15 protein-coding genes are annotated in these 18,400 nt (G+C 40.2%); 9 read left to right on the top strand and 6 right to left on the bottom strand.

What is annotated here, in order from left to right; all coding sequences use genetic code 11:
- The first annotated feature begins 179 nt into the window (after positions 1 to 179).
- Positions 180 to 944, top strand: a complete 765-nt coding sequence (locus ACNORC_RS09265; protein ID WP_418335391.1) for a PDDEXK-like endonuclease domain-containing protein — start codon at positions 180 to 182, stop codon at positions 942 to 944.
- Positions 945 to 1,039: 95 nt separating this feature from the next.
- Here the strand turns inward: ACNORC_RS09265 and ACNORC_RS09270 are convergent, their stop codons facing one another.
- On the bottom strand, positions 1,040 to 1,813 hold the full coding sequence (locus tag ACNORC_RS09270) for a DUF6371 domain-containing protein (protein ID WP_418335347.1): 774 nt from the start codon (positions 1,811 to 1,813) through the stop codon (positions 1,040 to 1,042).
- Positions 1,814 to 2,139: 326 nt separating this feature from the next.
- Between ACNORC_RS09270 and ACNORC_RS09275 the strand changes: the two genes are divergently transcribed.
- Together ACNORC_RS09275 and ACNORC_RS09280 are read left to right on the top strand one after the other, a co-directional pair.
- Positions 2,140 to 2,808 (top strand): hypothetical protein, encoded by a 669-nt coding sequence (locus tag ACNORC_RS09275; RefSeq protein WP_418335348.1) that lies wholly within the window; start codon positions 2,140 to 2,142, stop codon positions 2,806 to 2,808.
- Positions 2,809 to 3,349: 541 nt separating this feature from the next.
- Positions 3,350 to 4,825 (top strand): exonuclease domain-containing protein, encoded by a 1,476-nt coding sequence (locus tag ACNORC_RS09280; RefSeq protein ID WP_418335349.1) that lies wholly within the window; start codon positions 3,350 to 3,352, stop codon positions 4,823 to 4,825.
- A gap of 250 nt (positions 4,826 to 5,075) precedes the next feature.
- Here the strand turns inward: ACNORC_RS09280 and ACNORC_RS09285 are convergent, their stop codons facing one another.
- Positions 5,076 to 6,467, bottom strand: a complete 1,392-nt coding sequence (locus ACNORC_RS09285) for an NAD-dependent succinate-semialdehyde dehydrogenase (protein ID WP_418335350.1) — start codon at positions 6,465 to 6,467, stop codon at positions 5,076 to 5,078.
- Positions 6,468 to 6,498: 31 nt separating this feature from the next.
- The gene (locus ACNORC_RS09290; protein ID WP_418335351.1) at positions 6,499 to 7,239 is read right to left on the bottom strand and encodes an SDR family oxidoreductase; all 741 of its coding nucleotides are present in this window, start codon (positions 7,237 to 7,239) and stop codon (positions 6,499 to 6,501) included.
- Between the two features lie 536 nt (positions 7,240 to 7,775).
- On the opposite strand from ACNORC_RS09290, the gene rsgA reads away from it, so the two are divergent.
- The gene (gene rsgA / locus ACNORC_RS09295; RefSeq protein ID WP_418335352.1) at positions 7,776 to 8,864 is read left to right on the top strand and encodes a ribosome small subunit-dependent GTPase A; all 1,089 of its coding nucleotides are present in this window, start codon (positions 7,776 to 7,778) and stop codon (positions 8,862 to 8,864) included.
- Between the two features lie 123 nt (positions 8,865 to 8,987).
- Here the strand turns inward: rsgA and ACNORC_RS09300 are convergent, their stop codons facing one another.
- The 3 genes from ACNORC_RS09300 to ACNORC_RS09310 form a co-directional block, all read right to left on the bottom strand.
- The gene (locus tag ACNORC_RS09300) at positions 8,988 to 10,091 is read right to left on the bottom strand and encodes a DUF4407 domain-containing protein (protein ID WP_418335353.1); all 1,104 of its coding nucleotides are present in this window, start codon (positions 10,089 to 10,091) and stop codon (positions 8,988 to 8,990) included.
- A gap of 246 nt (positions 10,092 to 10,337) precedes the next feature.
- Positions 10,338 to 11,447 carry a sensor histidine kinase gene (locus ACNORC_RS09305; protein ID WP_418335354.1) on the bottom strand — a complete coding sequence of 370 codons (1,110 nt, stop codon included), beginning with the start codon at positions 11,445 to 11,447 and terminating at the stop codon, positions 10,338 to 10,340.
- A 92-nt stretch (positions 11,448 to 11,539) separates the two neighbouring features.
- Positions 11,540 to 12,859 carry a paraquat-inducible protein A gene (locus ACNORC_RS09310; protein ID WP_418335355.1) on the bottom strand — a complete coding sequence of 440 codons (1,320 nt, stop codon included), beginning with the start codon at positions 12,857 to 12,859 and terminating at the stop codon, positions 11,540 to 11,542.
- A gap of 537 nt (positions 12,860 to 13,396) precedes the next feature.
- On the opposite strand from ACNORC_RS09310, the gene ACNORC_RS09315 reads away from it, so the two are divergent.
- The 5 genes from ACNORC_RS09315 (at position 13,397) to ACNORC_RS09335 (ending at position 18,310) form a co-directional block, all read left to right on the top strand.
- Positions 13,397 to 13,705 (top strand): hypothetical protein, encoded by a 309-nt coding sequence (locus ACNORC_RS09315; protein ID WP_418335356.1) that lies wholly within the window; start codon positions 13,397 to 13,399, stop codon positions 13,703 to 13,705.
- A gap of 13 nt (positions 13,706 to 13,718) precedes the next feature.
- A complete protein-coding gene (locus ACNORC_RS09320; protein ID WP_418335357.1) occupies positions 13,719 to 14,054 on the top strand; it encodes a hypothetical protein in 336 nt (111 codons plus the stop codon).
- Positions 14,055 to 14,090: 36 nt separating this feature from the next.
- Positions 14,091 to 14,684: an HNH endonuclease gene (locus tag ACNORC_RS09325; protein ID WP_418335358.1), complete on the top strand. Its 594-nt coding sequence runs from the start codon at positions 14,091 to 14,093 to the stop codon at positions 14,682 to 14,684.
- Between the two features lie 308 nt (positions 14,685 to 14,992).
- On the top strand, positions 14,993 to 15,742 hold the full coding sequence (locus ACNORC_RS09330; protein ID WP_418335359.1) for a hypothetical protein: 750 nt from the start codon (positions 14,993 to 14,995) through the stop codon (positions 15,740 to 15,742).
- Between the two features lie 6 nt (positions 15,743 to 15,748).
- Positions 15,749 to 18,310 carry a pentapeptide repeat-containing protein gene (locus ACNORC_RS09335; protein WP_418335360.1) on the top strand — a complete coding sequence of 854 codons (2,562 nt, stop codon included), beginning with the start codon at positions 15,749 to 15,751 and terminating at the stop codon, positions 18,308 to 18,310.
- The last annotated feature ends 90 nt before the right edge of the window (positions 18,311 to 18,400 follow it).

Here is an 18,400-nt window from a genome sequence, read left to right on the forward strand (position 1 = left end):
GTACTTCGATTCCAGAGAAAGCCTATCTAAATTATAAGAGTTATTTAGTTACCGAGGGTAACAATAAGAAAGCTGTTTTTTATGCTTATTTAGCCTATTCCAAAGCTGTAAGCGAGAATAATCATGATTTAAGAAAAGCAATCTTAAATGACCTCGCAGAAAACTCAAATGTAGAACGAATTGACTTTGGTCCAAATCCTGAAGCTGAATCTCCCTTTGAAGAAGAAGTTTATCAAGTTTTAGCCGCAAATTTTGATGAAAACAAAATCGTGCAACAACTACAATTTGCAGGATTTAGGATTGATATGGTTTACGATCCGCAATATCCGGGATTACCGAAAATCGCAATAGAATGTGATGGAGCGAGCTATCATTCAAGTAGAGAAGCCTATTTATACGATAGGCACCGACAGAAAATTTTAGAGGATCACGGATTCGTTTTCCATAGGATTTGGAGTACGAACTGGTGGAGAAATCCAAAAAGAGAAACTGAACATTTAATAAATTTTATTAAGTCTATTGAAAATAAAGATCCTGAATTGTTTGAAGTAGAGGGGAATATTTCAGATGCTTTTACTGATAATATTGAAATTATCAGGAATGAATTGCCTTTCAATGATCCAGAAGTTCAAAGTGATTTAATTCACGAAATGGATCAGATCGAAAGTCATAGTTTGGATATAGAAGAGTCTCCAGCCGAAGATAAGGAAAGGATAAAGGCTTACAGTAAGGTGAAAGTTAACTACCTGAATAACGGTAAAGAGATTATGGTTGAATTGGTGGAAAACGGAGCTATAAAACCGGATAATAGTAATGGAATTATGAAAATTAATATCAAGACACCCTTGGGCCAGTCTTTATTGGGGAAAACTCAGGGGGAAACGGTGAAGATTGGGAAGCTAGATAATTATGTGGAAATAATGGAAATAATAAATAAAAATTAGAAAAAATCTATCTCACGGTTAACCTTTCGGAGAGCCGTTGCAGTTTAATTATTGGCGTACTGCAGGCGTTGATTTTGCCGTTGCAGAGCGTTTGATCAATCAAAAATTATTTCGCCAAAGAAATCTTCTAAGTCTCTGTTGTATAAATTGAGCTTTTTTAAAGTCTTATCTCCTTTTCCCTCTGTCATATCCCAAATATGTATATTCACTCTCTTAGACCTCATTAAAAGGAGCTTATCATAAGCTACAGAGACAGCCTTTTCACTCATGTCTGGCACCAACAAGACCTTATGCCCTTTTAAGCAAGCTACTTTAGACTCTGTCAGTCCATTTAAACCACCAAATGCCAGCCAGGTAAACTGAGGTAAGAGAATTGCCCCAACAACAGCTGTCTTTTCACTCTCCACCAGCACCACGAGATCTGTTCCTTTTCTAATTGACTTGAGGAAATGAGCCCCAAATAAGCAAGAATAGTAGCCATCATCATTCTTATACGGTGCTTTAAACCGATTGGTTCTCTTCCCGTTTTCTTGATAATAACAAATCTTATTTTTCTGCACCTGGAGATTTTCATTGATTAGCCAGAAAACAGTACCTCCGTTTTTTGTTGAGCCGAGGGCATAGTCCTCCTTAACACGATCTACATCTTGCTCTGGATAGTTCTTTCTGAGATACTGCAGCAGATTATTTTCCGGTGATACCTCATAATATTTCCAGATCAGCGATTCAGATATAAATCGCTGATCTGGATTATTGCTTGTAGAGCTAAAATTTTCTGAAAGACTTGGAGTAGGGGAGTTCACCACATCCGTGTCCCAGGAGTTGGTGATTTTATTCCACTGATATTCTTGCCCTTTTTCAGAAAACATCCTGGAAAACGGGAAGCTTAAAAGTGATATTGGAAGAGAGATTTTAGAGTGGTATAATTAATAATAATTATTCCGTTTATCAGCTTCCAAATTCTTTCCCGTTCTATCTGCTACCCCAAAACCTGTTTCTGTTTACTATAAAAAGCTTCTGCCTGCAGCTGCGTAAGTTCGCGTGCCGATTATCCATATAATTAATCCAGTTAAACAATCTCTAACAAACGAATCCTCCCTCCACCAAAAGTTGTGATTTCATACAAGCCTACAGTCATTAAATTTGATTATACTATCCTCTTCGGAAAATATAACATCCGAATAAAAAGTTCACGATGAAATACATGATAACAATAGAGGAAGTCCAGTCGGTCGATGAGATCAAAGAATTCTGGACAAATGAGGACTATGTTCAATTGCTGGAAAAATTTGATTATCCGAATGCGGAAGATACGGGAAGCGAGAGCTTACGGGAGCTACTGTTTATGGCAATAGCCGATTTTGAACCTTCTGAAGCTGCAGGAATTGTGCTGAAATACAAACTGGAGAAAGAATTGACTGAAGGACAAATTGACCAGATCTCCAATGATATGTTACTGGATAAGGTATGTGAGGAATATCCCGAGATGGAATTGCAGGCTCCATTATTCCATATCAACCAGTTGGTTTTTAAGGCATACAACGGCAAGTTTCCCAGCTCAAGCGCAACAATTATTAAATGCCGAATTAACTCCCAGGATGAGCCGGAAAAGAACCTTGACAAAGAAATAATCCTAAGAATATTAAATGACGGCTTGTCTGACAGGAATATTGTAAAAAGATTATTTGAAGAACAAATGAAGGGTAATTTAGAATTTCCGGAAGCAGAAAACATTATCTGGGACTTGCAAAATCCTGAAAAGGACAAGTATAGAATTACCACTTCCGGCAATTTGATTAAAAAGGAGGAAATAATTTCTTCTGAATGGGAAGGGGAATTAACGGTTTCTGAAATAGCTTCTTAGAAAGCGGGTTTGGTAGTCCCTAACCCCTCGTGTGTTCTCGATACAAATTTTTCTCGCTGTAATGCTCGAAAAATCCACTCGAACTGACGAGGGTTTTCTTTTTTCTCAACACGTCAGTTCGAGTGTTTTTCTATCCTGCGGGAGCAGGATGGGAAAATGTATCGAGAACAGGTTAGGAACAAAGAACTCCCTCGCCTTCCCGATACAATCCCTGGTCCTTGGGATCACTCGAACAGACAAGAAGTTCGATAGTCAAATTGAAACTTAAAAAGTTGAAAAGTCGGGAACCTTTCCGCCACGCTTTAGGGAGGGGAAATGCGGAAAGAATTTATTAAAGTTAAAGCTGAAAGTTGAAAGGCGACAGCGAAAAATGTATCGAGTTCTCAATACGAATTGCATCTCCCTACCGGTCGATGAAATTTACCTGCCTGCCGGCAGGCAGGCTCGAACTGACGGGCAGGTTGGGATTTATTCCATTTTGTAGGAATTTATCCTAATAATTAATTAAAATTCCTAAATTTACTGCTTTGGAAGAGCAGCTATGGAAAACCAGTTATTTGCCATTATTGATGTGGAGACTACGGGCGGAGGTATCAACGGAAATCGTCTGACCGAAATCTGCATTGTGCTGCTCCGGGGTTCGGTGGTCATAGATAAATTCACGAGCCTCATCAATCCTGAGGAGGAGATCCCTCGTTATATCACCGCACTTACCGGTATTGATAACGCCATGCTTGAAGATGCGCCGAAATTTCATGAGGTGGCGAAAAAAGTAGAAGAGCTTACCCGTGATGCCATTTTTGTGGCCCACAATGTGAATTTTGATTATAATGTGATACGGAATGAATTCCGGGAGCTGGGCTTTGAATACATCCGGAAGAAGCTCTGTACGGTACGCCTTTCCCGCAAACTGATCCCCGGCCTGTTTTCCTACAGCCTGGGTAGGTTGTGCGACTCCATCAACATTCCCATTGTCAACCGCCACCGGGCCGAAGGAGATACAGATGCCACGGTGATTCTTTTCCAGAGGTTGCTGTCGCTGGATGATAATTTTAAGGTCATCAATTCCTTCCTGCACGCCCGCTCCCGGCAGGCTACCTTACCACCACATATTGATGCGGACATGGTCAACGATTTGCCTGCATCGCCGGGCGTTTACCTGTTTAAAGACCGGCAGCACAAGGTGATCTACGCGGGCAAAGCCATCGATATCAAAAAACGGGTGGTCTCTCATTTCTATGACCGCATGAGCAAGGAATACCACCTGGGCCAGGAGACCTTCCATATAGATCACGAAACTACGGGCAATGAATTGATCGCCCTGCTCCTGGAGGCCGAGTGCATCAGGAAATACTATCCGAAGTTCAACAGGGCGCAGAAACGTCCGGGTGCGGTATACCAGATCGTGAGTTATACCAATCAGCGTGGCATCCTGCAACTGGCAATGGAAAAGACGAATAAGTTCAGGGAAGCTGTCGGCATTTTTTACAGTCGTGCTTTGGCGCAGGAAAAGCTGGAGCAGCTGTGCAGGGAATTCAGTTTGTGTCCCAAGTACTGCAGTCTGCAATCAAATGTGGAGGAATGTTCACATTACAGCATTGTGAGCTGTGAAGGCATCTGTAGAGGCCAGGAGGAGGTGGAAGCTTACAACAACAAAGTAAATAAAGCCATTGCTTCTTTGACCGAAGAATCGTCGACCTTCGTGATCAGGGAGAAGGGGAGAAGCTTTAAGGAAGAAGCTTTTGTGCTGGTAAAAGAAGGGCAGTACCAGGGCTTCGGATTCATTGATGCCGAAACTCAAATAAACCGTTTAGAAGATTACGAAGCATTTTTAAAGCGGCAGACGGCAACTTACCACACCAATAAGATCCTGAGCAATTATCTCCGGAAGCAGGGAGCACCTAAGGTGATCTTTTTTGAAAATGAATCTGAAACTCGACCCGATCGGCCGGTCGCCAGGGCCCAACGGAATGCCGGGGTTATGGCGAGTCATAAGACGCTGTCGCTGTTCAATTGACAATTATCAATTAACAATGAACAATGAACAATTATCAATGAACAATTATCAATTTACAGTTTAGCAATACCTTCACGTCAGTTCGAGTGCCCCGATAGTTATCGGGGTGTATCGAGAACCAGTGAATTTCAGACAGCGTTAGCAGGATGAAATTGTATCGGGAACCAGTGAATTTCAATTCACCAAAGATGCTGGAAAAATGGGAATTTGTAGAGCCCTATACCATTTTTAAATTGCCAGCCGAAATATTCTACCTTTTCATTACACCTTTAATGTTCACGAATTCTTTCAATCCGAATCCACCGTGTTCCCGTCCATAGCCCGAATTTTTCACCCCACCGAATGGAATGGCGGGATCGGCCAGGCCGAAGGAATTAATAAACACCATTCCGGTATCAAAGTGCTTCTCTGCCATTTCGAAGGCAGCGTCTTCATCTTTGGAGAAGATTCCTCCACCCAGTCCAAATCGGCTGTCGTTAGCAATGCGCATGGCATCTTCATTATCCCTGGCCTTGATCAATGAAGCTACCGGGCCAAAAAGTTCATCTTCATAAGCAGGCTGTCCCGGCTGTACATTTTCCAATACGGTGGCAGGATAGAAAAATCCTTCCCCATCTGGAATTTTCCCTCCGCAAGCAATCCTGGCTCCTTTCTCAACGCTTTTCACTACTTGATCGTGAAGATCATCGCGGAGATCTTTGCGTGCTATGGGGCCCAATTGAGTGCTTTCCTTATTAGGATCACCCATTTTGACTTCACTCATAGTCTTAACGAATTTCTCCCGAAACTCTTCGTATACTTTTTCGGTAACTATGAAGCGCTTCGCCGCAATACATGTTTCACCATTGTTATAAATACGACCTTTGACACATTCTTCTACTGCTAGGTCAATATCTGCATCTTCAAAAACCAAATAAGCATCATTGGCGCCTAATTCCAGGACTGTTTTTTTCAACTCAGCGGTGGCTTTCTGTCCGATGTTTCTTCCCGCATCAGGACTCCCGGTGAGCGTTACTCCCCGTACCAATTTATTTTTTATAACCTCATCAGACTGATCGTGACTAATCGTCAAAGTGGTAAACAAGCCATCCGGGATTTCGGCCTCCTTGTAAATACGCTCCAGCAGTTTCCCGGAACCGGTCACGTTTGAGGCGTGCTTTAATAAAACCCCGTTACCTGCCATCAGGCTGGCTATCGAATAACGCACTACCTGATAGCACGGATAATTCCAGGGCTGGATGCCATATACTATCCCAATGGGAGCATAAGAAACGCGGCCTTTTTGTCCATTTACCATATCCCGTTCCTCGGTTTTCAACTCCTTCGGTCCGATTTCGGCGGTATATTCACAGATGGCAACGCATAAATCCACCTCCTGCTTACTTTGCTCTAAAGTCTTTCCCATCTCATTGGTCATCAATTGCGCCAACTCTGTTTTGGCCTTGGTTAATGCTTTTCCGATGGCTTTGATGACTTCTGCCCGGTCTTCGGGAGAGACATTCCTCCACTTCTCAAATGCTTTTTGGCATTTTGAAATGGCCGCTTTTACCTCTTCATTCGTCATGTATTCGTAGCGATCGAGCGTCACACCTGTTGCGGGGTTGATCGTCTCTATTGCTTCTGTGGTTCCTGCTTCACTCATTTTATTTAGGTTTTTTCGGTGTTAATAATGATTATCCTTGTTCTGTTGGCATGATGTACACATCGTTGATGTTTACCCTGTCTGGCTGAATTAAGGCGTAGAAAATGGCATTGGCGATATCTTCGGCTTCCAGTGTGGTCATCTCTTTCATTCCTTTCAGTTTCTCCTTAATGTCCTCGTCGGTGATGGTTTCAAACAGGCTTGTATCCACTGCACCCGGCTCTATGGAGGTGACGTTGATTCCATATTGCGGTGCCAATTCTTTTCTTAATCCTTCAGAAAACATTTTCACGGCTATCTTGGTGGCGCAATATACCGCCCCACCGGGGAAGTAATTGTGCGCTGCCGAGGAAGATATATTTATAATGTGTCCGCTTTTATTCTCACGCAGTGTGGGCAATACGGCTGCCACTCCGTTGAGTACGCCTTTAATATTGACATCAACCATCTTCTCCCACTCATCGGTCTTGAGTTTTTCGATGTAGGAGAGGGGCATAAGTCCTGCGTTATTGATAAGGACATCGACGGTCCCATATTTTTCAAGGGTTTGAGAAACAGCATTTTCAAAATCGGCAGGTTTCGTTACATCCGTTTTTACCACCAATGCCTTTCCGCCATCGTTTTCTATTTTACCTTTTAATTTTTTAAGTTCATCTTCACTTCTGGCACACAATACCACCGAGGCCCCTTCACTAGCCAACTTCATTGCCGTTGCCTTTCCTATTCCACTGGAAGCTCCGGTTATTATTACTACTTTGTTTTTTAAGTCCATCTTATGTTTTTATCGGGTTACTAATTATATTTTAAGCGTGTTTCTAAACTTTAAATTCTTTTTGATATCCCCAAAGTAGTTCATTTACAAGGGAATGGAGCAGGAAAACTCCTAATTGTCTTTATTTTAATATTTGAACAATGAGCAATGAACAATTACCAGTGAGCAATAAACCTTCACGTCAGTTCGAGCCCGCCTGTAGGTAGGTAGGTGAATTTCAGACTGCGTTAGCAGGATAAAATTTGTGTCCGTGAAGTTGTTAGTTCTCTGTTTCCTGCACGAACCGGTCTGATATTTTAAATCGGTCTAAATTTATTCGCGGATCGGTAGAGGATGGAAGATAGTCCACATTTTTTGCTAAATATTTGCGTAAATTAGGAATGATTAATACCTGATATAATGGTATATAGCTCTAATAAATTCCCGGCACTAGAGTTTATCACAGAGGAGGAATATTATGCTATTGGTAAAAAGAGAGAACCGTATGTAAGAATCTTTTTCCGCCTATGTCCAAATATGTGCGGTAACCGGATAGATTGTGTTTAATAAAGAGAAAAGAAATGACACTTGAGGATTTAGGATATAATGTAGATTTAGAAAACTACAGAAAGGACCAAAATCTTGATTCTCTAAGAGTGGGGCGGGTTATTTCAGAACATAAAGAAAGGTATGTTGTGAAAACCCCTCAAAAAGAATACGAAGGTGAAATAATTGGAAACCTCCGTTTTTCAGCGCACAACAGATCTGATTTCCCTGCAGTTGGTGACTGGGTCGCAATTTCTGAATATGACGACAATAAAGTACTTATTCATTCCGTCTTCCCGAGAAAGACAATTATTGAAAGACAAGCCGTGGGCAAGCAGGGAGAAAAGCAAATCATAGCCACAAATATTGATTATGCTTTTATTGTTCAGGCGGTTGACAGGGATTTCAACATTAACAGATTTGAAAGATATTTGACCATTTGCCATGCATCCAACGTGAAACCAATTATCATTCTGAATAAAATTGATTTGATAAATGAGAGTGAATTATCAGACCTGGTTGGTAACGTTCGGGAACGGATAAAAATAGTACCGATAATTCCTATAAGCAATGAGTCCCGAAAAGGATTCGAAAAACTCAAAGAGAATATTGAAAAAGGTAAAACCTATTGTTTGTTAGGCTCATCGGGAGTAGGAAAATCTACTTTATTGAACAACTTATCAGGGAAACAGTTGATGAAAACCGATACGATCAGTGCAAGTACCCATAAAGGCCGACATGTTACAAGTCACCGTGAACTATTAGTTCTCGAAAATGGAGGAATTCTAATAGACAATCCGGGAATGAGAGAAGTTGGAATTGCCGATTCTAAGGATGGATTAGAAACGACATTCAATGCAATAACTGAACTGGCCAAAGACTGTAAGTTTAAAAATTGTACACATACTGTTGAAGTAGACTGTGCAGTTTTAAAGGCTGTTGAAAATGGCGAAATAGACAAGTCCTCCTACGAAAACTTCTTGAAAATGGAACGCGAAAAGGAACACTTTGAATCAACAATTACTGAAAAACGTAAGAAAGACAAGGATTTCGGAAAAATGATAAAGAATTACAAAAAAAATAAATACAAAAAGCACTAAACATTCGCCATCAACGCGGATCGACGGGTTACCGGGCAAAAAGGAATGCTTCGATTATGGCCAGTCATAAGACGCTGTCGCTATTCAATTGACAATTATCAGTTTCCAACACCTAAATACGCTTTAGCCAAGAACCTGTTTCTGTTTACTATAAAAGGCGTCAGCCTGCAGCTGCATAAGCTCGCGTGCCTTTTTGCGTTTGTAGTCGTAGAGTTCCTGCTCTTCGGCAATGTCTGCATACACCTTGTGGTTTACACCCGCATCTGTTTTAAGGATGAGTTCGCGCTGCTGCAGCTGTTGTGCTACCCAGGTTTGCAGTGCGCTTTCTTCCTCTTCCAGCTTGAGGTCATAGGCGCCTTTTGGTGACAACAGCTTGGCGATAATAGGGGCAGTCTCAATCGCCAGGAACAACAACATAATGAACAAAGAAGGCAGGAACGGCAGTTCGCCTAAAGCGTTGATACGCGCCATGAGTCCGTCAAAACCATCAATAACCGGCTGCGACTCACTTACCCTGGCCTGGTATTCACTGTTCAGGGTAGCAATGTTGTCTTCCGTAGCTTCAATTTTTTCTGCATTTGTAGCTTTTAATTCCTTCAGGGCCAGGAGCTCGGCATCATGTTTTTCTCTTTTTTCGGCATATACCGGACCTTTACCCAATCTTTTTGTTCCGGCTGTTCCTTCGGCTTCCGCGATATAGGTACTGTAGAGCGCATTGACCTCGGCTTCCTTGACAGATACTTCCTCTTTTAAAGAAGCTATTTCCGCATTAAGTTCGGCTATCTGCGGATCAAACTGCGTGGCGATCTGTTCCCGGTTTGCCAGGGTCATATCATTTTTTTGTTCCAACAGGACCCGGTTGATCTCTTTCTCGAAAATTTTAATCTCCAGGGGTTTGGCGATCACCAGGGCGATGATCACTGCTAAAATGATCCGCGGAGTGGCCTGCAGTAATTCACTCCTGAAGTTGTTCTTCTTTTTGATCGTGGATACGATAAAACGATCCAGGTTAAAAATAAGGAGCCCCCAGATCAACCCGAACAGGACAGAGGTTAGATAATTGTCAAATACGGTGTATAGCGCGTAGGAAGAAGCAATAAATGCCATGACGGCCGTAAAGAAAACAGTGGCGCCTATGCCTGCATATTTTGTTTGTTCGCCGGGAGAACAGGAGTCAAGGATTTTGGTATCTGCCCCGGAGCAGAAAATAAAAAATCGTTTTAGCATGAGATGATGATTGATTGATGAAATCCTATAACGTTCAGTTTCAGGATTTCTTACAAAAAGACCTAAAATATAGAGGATGGAACATTATTAAAACAATGATTTCGTGCAGGTAAAATGTGTTGACCTTCAAAAAGGTCTTACCGGATTTCCCTCCTTCAGAGAAATGTTCGGGGGTTGATGGTGAACTTCAACTCCTGGTATCCGCTAGAAAAATGGAATTTGTGGAGGCCCAAAGACAGACCTCATTTACCTGTCTTTACTTACAGAGAAATAAACGGAAAAGGTTGAACCTTTCCCCAGTTGGCTTTCCACCTTAATATTTCCGCCGTTATTTTCCACCATGCGTTTGATGATATAAAGTCCCATCCCTGTGCCTTCGATTTTGTGGGAAACCCGGGTAGATTTTTGGAAGATAGCCTCCTGATGCTCCACGGCAATTCCTTTGCCGTTGTCCTTTACCTGTAAGACGACGTGATCATCCTCTTTAACCGTAGAAATGTGGATCTTTAATGGTTTCCCGGCCTTCTTATATTTAATGGAGTTTCGCAGCAGGTTATATAAGATACTTCTTAAATTATTTCTTGAGAAGATAATTTCTGAAGTTTGAAAATCAGTAGCTATAGAAATCCCTTTATTAAAGATTTCCGACTTTAAAGAAATAATAACGTCCTGCGCGATGTTCTCAATATTTACCCTAACCGGTTCCCCTTCAAGTTCGGGTTGATCTTCACTTACAACTATAAAATCATTTAACAGATCTCTCATGGCATTGGAGCTGGCCTTTAGGGTACCTATATATTTTTCGAACTGAGGCGTATTCTGTTTGTTATAAGCATTCAATAAAGCATCAGAAAGCAATACTATAGCCGAAAGCGGCTGCCGTATATCGTGGGAAAGAGCGTCTATGAGGGTATTGTATTCAGAATTTAACTTCTCAAGTTCTCCTATAGCTCTAATTCTTTTAGTGATATCTACAAAAGTAATAATGACCCCATCGTTCCTGTTCTCCTCAAAGACCCGGTAGGGAAGAATATTCATTTGGAACCATTTCCCGTCGGTTGTTTGTACTTCCTTCTCAAGGATCTCCCCGGTTTGGATAACTTCTTCAATATTTTCAATAAGAGTGGGAAAGCGAAAATTTTCTTTTACGTCATGAATATCTCTGTTCACATCCTCATCGGTAAGAGAGAATTGCTTCATCGCAGGAGGGGTGAATTTCTTCAGGATAAGATTTCCATCGATGAAAAGCTGCGGAATTATTGTATTCGCGAAGTAATTCTCAAGATCCTGATTTTTCTTGTAATCATTTTCTGATCTATTTTCATCAATTACTTCAGACGTGCGGGGAAATATCATTTTTAGAATTTTTTAAAGGTAGGTCTAATTAGGCTACCAATGTCTTATTATGGAAGCTTATTACAGAATCTTTTATTCTGATTATCAAAATCTTAGACAGGTATTTGTTTTTTCAGCTTTAGGACTTTCTTTTCCAAAGAGGTGATCCTTTTAAGTATGGTAGATAGGATCAAACTGAAGAGTACGAAAACAATGAAAATAATAAAACCGGGTTGTAAAGAAGTTTTGTTGGTGGAAATACTTACAAGGGAATCAGTTTCCATATTAAGCATTGACAGCTGATCATCCAGTATCCCCTGAAAACCAATATAAGCCATAAAGATCGCAATGACATACACATCGGCCATACTCCATTTTCCTGATTTAAAAGCGAAGAATTTCAGGATCCTGTTCTTTCTTATTTTGTCATTTCCGCCCAGGTAGATTTGTGTAGACAGTAATTTGGCCACAGGGAAAATGATGCTAAAAACAAGAATAAGAATCCCTACCAGGTAGGAGTCTGCCTTCCCGTTATTGAAGAGAATTCCTATTACATCCAGGATGCTCTTGCTTTGAAAGAAGATTACCTGGTCATTGAAGGTGATACTTTCCCCAATCAGTAGAAAATTAACTTGTTGAAAACGGGCATCTATTTCAATCATTGGTGCAGTAAGACCCGAAAACAGCACCACCAGGGAAACCAGGACCGAAATAATGAATAGTGGTGTGTGTACCGCTTTTTGACTTCTCAACAGCCACCACAGAAGAAGGAATACACCAATAATTCCCAATAGAATATAGGTGTAAAAATAGGTTTGATCTTCCAGGTAAAATATTTTCTGCGGAATTTTCTCATTGAATCCGGCAAGATCTTCCACCTCATATTTATCAAAAAGAGCCTTTATTTTCAGTGTTTCTAATTGAGAATCGGCATGGGTGAGGTCGCTGTATTCCTGAAGCTTGCTCTTAATGACATATTTCAAAGCCTCTTTATTTTCCGGCTTTTGAATTTCATTGACGATGGTCTGGGCGAACATGGGGACAAGTGCCCTTATTTTGTCTTCCGGAACCAGGGTTTTTACCGCGAATTTTCGAAGTTTAGCTTTAATTCCTTTCTGTTTTTGATCCAGAATATCTGCCCCCTTGTCAATGCCTGCCGTTAGTATATTTTCCACCTGTTGAACCAGGGTATCCTCCTGGTCCTCTGTAAACTCGAATTCATCGATCCGGTTTAAAACCATTGTGGTTAGATGGTCACGCCAGATGTTAACCGACATTATGCCGTGAGTGATACTGTTTAGCTCGCTGTAATCACTTTTAATTTCTGCTGCTTCGGAGGAGTATTTATATATTGAATAGCTGCTCCAGCCCGCGAGTAGCAGTAAAGCACCCGCGAAAAGAATTACAAGGAATTGCTGAAAGATCCTGGACATGGAGGTTGGAATTTTTTAAAGGTAGTCTTTAGGATTGATTACGTAACAAGGAACAATAAACAATTAACAATGAACAATAAACAATAAACAGCTCATCTATAATCATTTACGTGAGTTCGATTGAATTTAAGACTGCGATAGCAGGATGAAATTCGTATCGAGAACCAGTGAATTTCAGAATTCCTTTGCTGGATGAAATTTGTATCAGGAAAAAGCGGGGCCTTACTACGAAGTGACAGGCTAAGTCATATCATATTTTCCTGAAAAAGCATAATGAAACCTGCACCTTTAATTTCCCCTAAACCTACTCCTTTATTCTTGTATAGTTTTGACTATCAAATTATAAACGATGGTTTTTTTAATGGTTTTTGATATATTTATATTGCTTTTACATTTTGGCTTTATTATGATCAATTCTCTCTTCAGGCTAAAGAGTAATCCTTGCCACCCAACTTTAAAATCCCTACATATAAGTTTTCTGCTCTCGGTGTGCCGGGAGTATAAGTAGTCTTGAGACAATTAAGCAGGATTAAAACTGTGGAATATTATATTTTTTGTGAATATTATTTAGCTCGACGCACAGATGCTTTCATTTGTGAGTGGTTCATCAATGGAGAATGGAAAGAAGATAAACGCAGAACTTTGGCTTTAGAAGATGCTTTGAACGATTATGGGGATTATAGTTTTATGGATCAAGATCAAATAACAGAAATAATGGCGACAGAACTAATTCAAAAAGGGACGATAGTCCTGAATGGAGACATTGGTTACGGGACAACTTATTATGAACCTAAAAAAATTCGATTAAGGAATTGGAAAAGGCCAAACAAGAATTTTCAATCGTAAAAATTTTCGCAGAATGGCATTTGCTTTAAGAGTTTCTGGCACAACTAAAAACGGGGAGGAAGTACAAATAGAACCTTCCTGGTGGAATATAAATGAACTGAGGAATACATATGATTTCACAGAAGAACTTGATTATTACCTGGACTGCTATTTATATGTTGACAAACAGACCTTACAGGAAATCATGAAAAGTCAGGAGAAATACCGAAGGAAAGAAAGCTTCAAAGTTGATTATTGGATGGAAGAAAACCAGCGGACTGAGTCAGAATTAGACCACTTTGTAGCAAACTTAGAGAAAGACTCCACGATAAAAATTTGGATTTATGAATGGGAATCGGGACTTGGCTAGTTCCGTTGGGTGGAATAACAAACAAATGCTTGGTAAATGGATAAAGCTTTACTGATCAAAAATATTTGCGGTTTACTATTAGAGGATAGGAAGCAGGACTGTATCGACATGGCAATGGAAAAATTTCCTTTCGTTGAGAGCTCTCCTCAGAAAAGCCAGTATTCAAGATATCAGATGTGTAGAGTTTTTTTGAGAGATGGGTTCATTGATCGATATTCTGGCAACAAACTACTCTTTCCCGGATTGATCAAGACCTTAACGATTGAATTTCCTGATATTTTTAAGTATCACAGAAACTGGAAAATGTCTGATACCCACATGATCTATTGGGATCTATTTCCCACAATTGATCATTTGATCCCGTTGGCCCGGGGCGGAAAAGATATTTTCGACAACCGGATTACAACCTCTATGATCCGTAATTCAGCCAAGTCAAATTGGACAATAGAAGAAATCGGTTGGGCATTACACCCAAAAGGTCACCTTGATGATTGGGACGGTCTAGTACATTATTTCCTCGAATTAACTAATAAAAATCCTTATTACGAAAAGGATAACTACGTACGGAATTGGAAAGGCAGTTTACTTAGAGCTATGGATGGAATATATCCGGTCAAAAGCAACTGTTAGAAAACCGGTCCCAGTCCCTACTTCCCAAAAAATCATTTGATTTGTCCCAGTACATGGGGGTATGTTTGGAGGTACAAAAAGGTACTTTAAATTGACAAGGGAATTAGCTCTGTGTTCTTGTGATTTTTTTTGAAGATATTTTCGCCCCTAAATTCACTATTCTGTTTTTATCCTGTAGTATATCAATAAGAGTTTCAAAAAAAAAGAATTCTTTTTTTTGAAATATTTGATTAAATTTAAAAGCCGCATTTTCTTCTATGCTTTTTCCTTAGTTCCCCCTTTTATGCAAATTAATAATTCATAGAAGGATGAATAACTATACCACCTTTTCTGCATGTAATGCTTTTAAAGCACGTCAATTTGCTATTAAGCTAACGGTTTTATTATTCTGTTTTCAACCAGCAATTGCGCAATCCCTCAGGGTAAATAAATCTTTAAACCCTAAAGAGGGATTTATAGATGAGTACTATGAATATGCTCCAAGTTCCGGCTTAGTGGTTGCCGGTGTTATGTTGAACAACTCGACAGAAAAACTGGACCCGACTCATTGTTATTCATTCATCCCTAAAGTTGCTAAATCCTTACTTTGTGTAGCTATTACCTCCAAGGATGGAAGGTATAAGGGAGCTTTCCAGTATGATATAACTAATGTACAATCTGGATGGTTCCAGCTAAATTTCCCTACAGAACATAGGGAGGAACTAGATAAATACAGGAGTGACGAAATTATTATTGTTTCTACCATTGCAGATGCGTGCTCCTCTGACAATGAGTTTTTTTACACTCCTTCTGTTTGGAGACCAGATAGTAATGAAGAGGTTGTGATTTATCTAAATTCCAGCGAAATGGTTTTTTTGATAGGTAGTAACGAAAAAGGAGTAATTGAACTGAGAAAGCCTTTTGTAGATGTGACAGGTAGGATGCGGCCGAAATCTTTTAATAAAAAATGTTTGGTCACACTAAAGGAGTTGAAACAATACAAAATGGAATTGGAATATCGCTCAGGGAAAGGCCCCCGGGCAGAAAAAAAATATGTTGCATTTCCATTTAAAATATAAGGGATCATGTTCAGGAAATATACAAAACTTCTTCTGTGGGGCCTTATACCCGCTTTTTTAGTAATCTGTTTTATTCTCTTTGTTTTATCTGTGTACACTCCTCATCCTACCACCTTCGACGTGGTAGCCAAAACTGAGAGAGCAGAATTTAGAAATGATAGCCTGTATCAATTTGAAGTTAAAGATGCCTATATCTCAGGATTCGGTGATGGAACTCTTATTGACACTTTTTTTTCAGGCTCTTTCAGACCAGCCGATTCTGTGAAAATCGTTATTGAACGTATCGGTTTTGGTCCTTTGACAGTGGAATTGATCACAGGCCAGAGCGAGAGTACCGGTAAATTCTATAATGATGAGGAATTTATTGAGGATGCAGGATTTTATACTACATTTTATTTAGATGACATAGGCCATAGGATGAACAATGGCGATACCTTTTTAATGGCATTTCGATCAGATTCTATAAGTATAGGAAAGGATCCAATTGAAGGAGAGGGTTCCTCAGCTATTCTTCGGTCAGGAGAAATTCAGCTGTTGGGGGAATCGGTACTCGGAAAAAAATTTGGAGGAGACATTTTTCCTGCTGGAAATCATTCTTTAAGTCCTGGTTACCAATTTACCATAGAAGATGCAAAAGGGAGTGCCCATGGATTTATTACGGTCAACGATGAGCCCGGTTTTATTTTAGCCTATAAGCAGAGGGGGGTAAGAGGAATAATTGTCCCGCCTGGTCCCTCTGTCTCCTTCAAGACCCAGGGCTTTCCAATTTACGTTTCTTTCCTTGACCGTTTTCTTAAAGATCCATTATTCAAGTCCCTTTCTATATTATTTGGTGGACTCGCCATTCTTGCCGGCTTTTTTACCCTGCTTTTTGAATACAAAAACTATGTTAAGGATGCCGAACCTGGAGTTATGTTAATCAGTAAAAGAAAGAAAAAGAATAAGAAAAAGAATAAGAAAATGAAAAAGAAAAATATTAGGAAGGCGATTTTAAGTAAAAAGATGTCCCTGCTACTCTTTTATTTTCTTTGTTATTCCATTCAATCCCAGGAGTTAGTTAATCTCGAGGCAGCCGAAGTTGGTAAGGGATTCTTAAGGTCTAACGGTGAGACCTGTTATCTTATTACACCGGCTCATGTGTTGGAAAACTACAGAGGATTGTTGAAGGTCACCAATGCAAACAACAAATCCTACGAGATGGCCATGACAAACATTAACACCTTTGATCCTGACTTAGCTATTCTTCCCCTTCCTGAAGACAATCCTTTTAAGTGCCTGATAATGGAAAAGGTTGTTGAGGCGGAAGAAATTCAGTCGGGGCCAGATGAAGGGTATCTTAAATATACAATCAATGGTTCTCTGAAATCGATTCCTGTTTATATTCTCGAAAAAGGCACGGCAATAATTGTAATTCAACCCAAGCTGCCCAATGAGGAAGATGTACTCAGACCTGGATTAAGTGGTTCAGTACTCTTTGGCCAAGTAAAGGGGCAACAGATGGCTTTAGGAATATTTCAAAAACTAGATAAGGATGATCAAAAAAAAGGGATAGTCTTGCAAATGGATGATATTAATAATATTCTCACCCGTTTTTTTCCTGCCATTGAACCTACCATGGATGTGGTCACTGCACAACAGATCTTGGATAGGCAGATCGAGCGGAGGGATGGTTCACAACAGGGACAGGGAGAGGCAGTAAAGGCACTAATAAAGCATAAACAATCATTTTCCAACGTGGATTTGAGCGGGATTTCTTTCAAAGGATCAGATATTAGCAATGGAAAATTTGACGATGCCCGGATGCATGTCACTGATCTTTCACAAGTGGAAGCTGAAAATGTCAGCCTTAACGACGTTGGTTTACGTTTCGGAGACGTCTCCAATGGTAATTTTAAAAATGCTGAGTTTTCAAGGGTTTATGCTCCCTTCCTCCTCGGACAGAACGTAAATTTTGAAGATGCCAACCTTAAAAGGACAAATTTCTTCGGCGCAGATCTCAGAAATGCAGTTTTTAAAAATGCAGATTTGACAGGTGCATCTTTTGACTTCGCAGATCTGACAGGCGCTAATTTTGAAGGAGCTATTCTTAAAAACACATTTTTCAATGGAAGTATTTTGGATGCGGTGAACTTCCAAAATGCCATTATAGAAAACATGTCTATAGTCGGAGCCTCTGCCAAAACATGGAATATTTTTTCAGCAAAACAAAAGTTAGGTCTTTGCTGGAAAAACCCTAACCTAAAGGATGAGGCGCGGCTTTACTGGAGCGTAGACCTAATGGAACGGTGGCCGTCGGACCGTTATTCCTCGGGATATGAATATAATATTAAGAAAGTAGAATGGGCATTTTTAAATTTTGGATCCTCCACCTTACCGGAATGTGCACTCTATGAAGCAGAAATACCTGTGGGGTATAAGTATCAGCTTTACGGTCCTACTTTTGGTATTTACCTGGATAGGGAGTACTACCAGAAGGCGGGAAGATATCAAAAGATTCAACAACAGGTGCAGGCTCACCTAGAATTACTTAAGAGGCATCTTTTGCCGGAGAATAATTACAAAAAGTGAGTGCTATTTTAAATTGTGATTTTTTTTTTGATATTCTCCTACTGCCTCAAAACCGCCATATCCCCGTTTGATCAATTAGGAATTCAGCTT

The organism is Salinimicrobium soli (genome assembly GCF_048323655.1).
Classification (GTDB): Bacteria; Bacteroidota; Bacteroidia; order Flavobacteriales; family Flavobacteriaceae; genus Salinimicrobium; species Salinimicrobium soli.

What these genes read in the sequence shown, in the direction of transcription:
- ACNORC_RS09285 (WP_418335350.1), bottom strand. Translation starts at nt 6,467, where the DNA reads ATGAGTGAAGCAGGAACCACAGAAGCAATAGAGACGATCAACCCCGCA.
- ACNORC_RS09320 (WP_418335357.1), top strand. Translation starts at nt 13,719, where the DNA reads ATGGCATTTGCTTTAAGAGTTTCTGGCACAACTAAAAACGGGGAGGAA.
- ACNORC_RS09335 (WP_418335360.1), top strand. Translation starts at nt 15,749, where the DNA reads ATGTTCAGGAAATATACAAAACTTCTTCTGTGGGGCCTTATACCCGCT.
- ACNORC_RS09300 (WP_418335353.1), bottom strand. Translation starts at nt 10,091, where the DNA reads ATGCTAAAACGATTTTTTATTTTCTGCTCCGGGGCAGATACCAAAATC.
- ACNORC_RS09325 (WP_418335358.1), top strand. Translation starts at nt 14,091, where the DNA reads ATGGATAAAGCTTTACTGATCAAAAATATTTGCGGTTTACTATTAGAG.
- ACNORC_RS09310 (WP_418335355.1), bottom strand. Translation starts at nt 12,859, where the DNA reads ATGTCCAGGATCTTTCAGCAATTCCTTGTAATTCTTTTCGCGGGTGCT.
- ACNORC_RS09290 (WP_418335351.1), bottom strand. Translation starts at nt 7,239, where the DNA reads ATGGACTTAAAAAACAAAGTAGTAATAATAACCGGAGCTTCCAGTGGA.
- ACNORC_RS09330 (WP_418335359.1), top strand. Translation starts at nt 14,993, where the DNA reads ATGAATAACTATACCACCTTTTCTGCATGTAATGCTTTTAAAGCACGT.
- ACNORC_RS09305 (WP_418335354.1), bottom strand. Translation starts at nt 11,447, where the DNA reads ATGATATTTCCCCGCACGTCTGAAGTAATTGATGAAAATAGATCAGAA.
- ACNORC_RS09280 (WP_418335349.1), top strand. Translation starts at nt 3,350, where the DNA reads ATGGAAAACCAGTTATTTGCCATTATTGATGTGGAGACTACGGGCGGA.
- ACNORC_RS09270 (WP_418335347.1), bottom strand. Translation starts at nt 1,813, where the DNA reads ATGTTTTCTGAAAAAGGGCAAGAATATCAGTGGAATAAAATCACCAAC.
- ACNORC_RS09275 (WP_418335348.1), top strand. Translation starts at nt 2,140, where the DNA reads ATGAAATACATGATAACAATAGAGGAAGTCCAGTCGGTCGATGAGATC.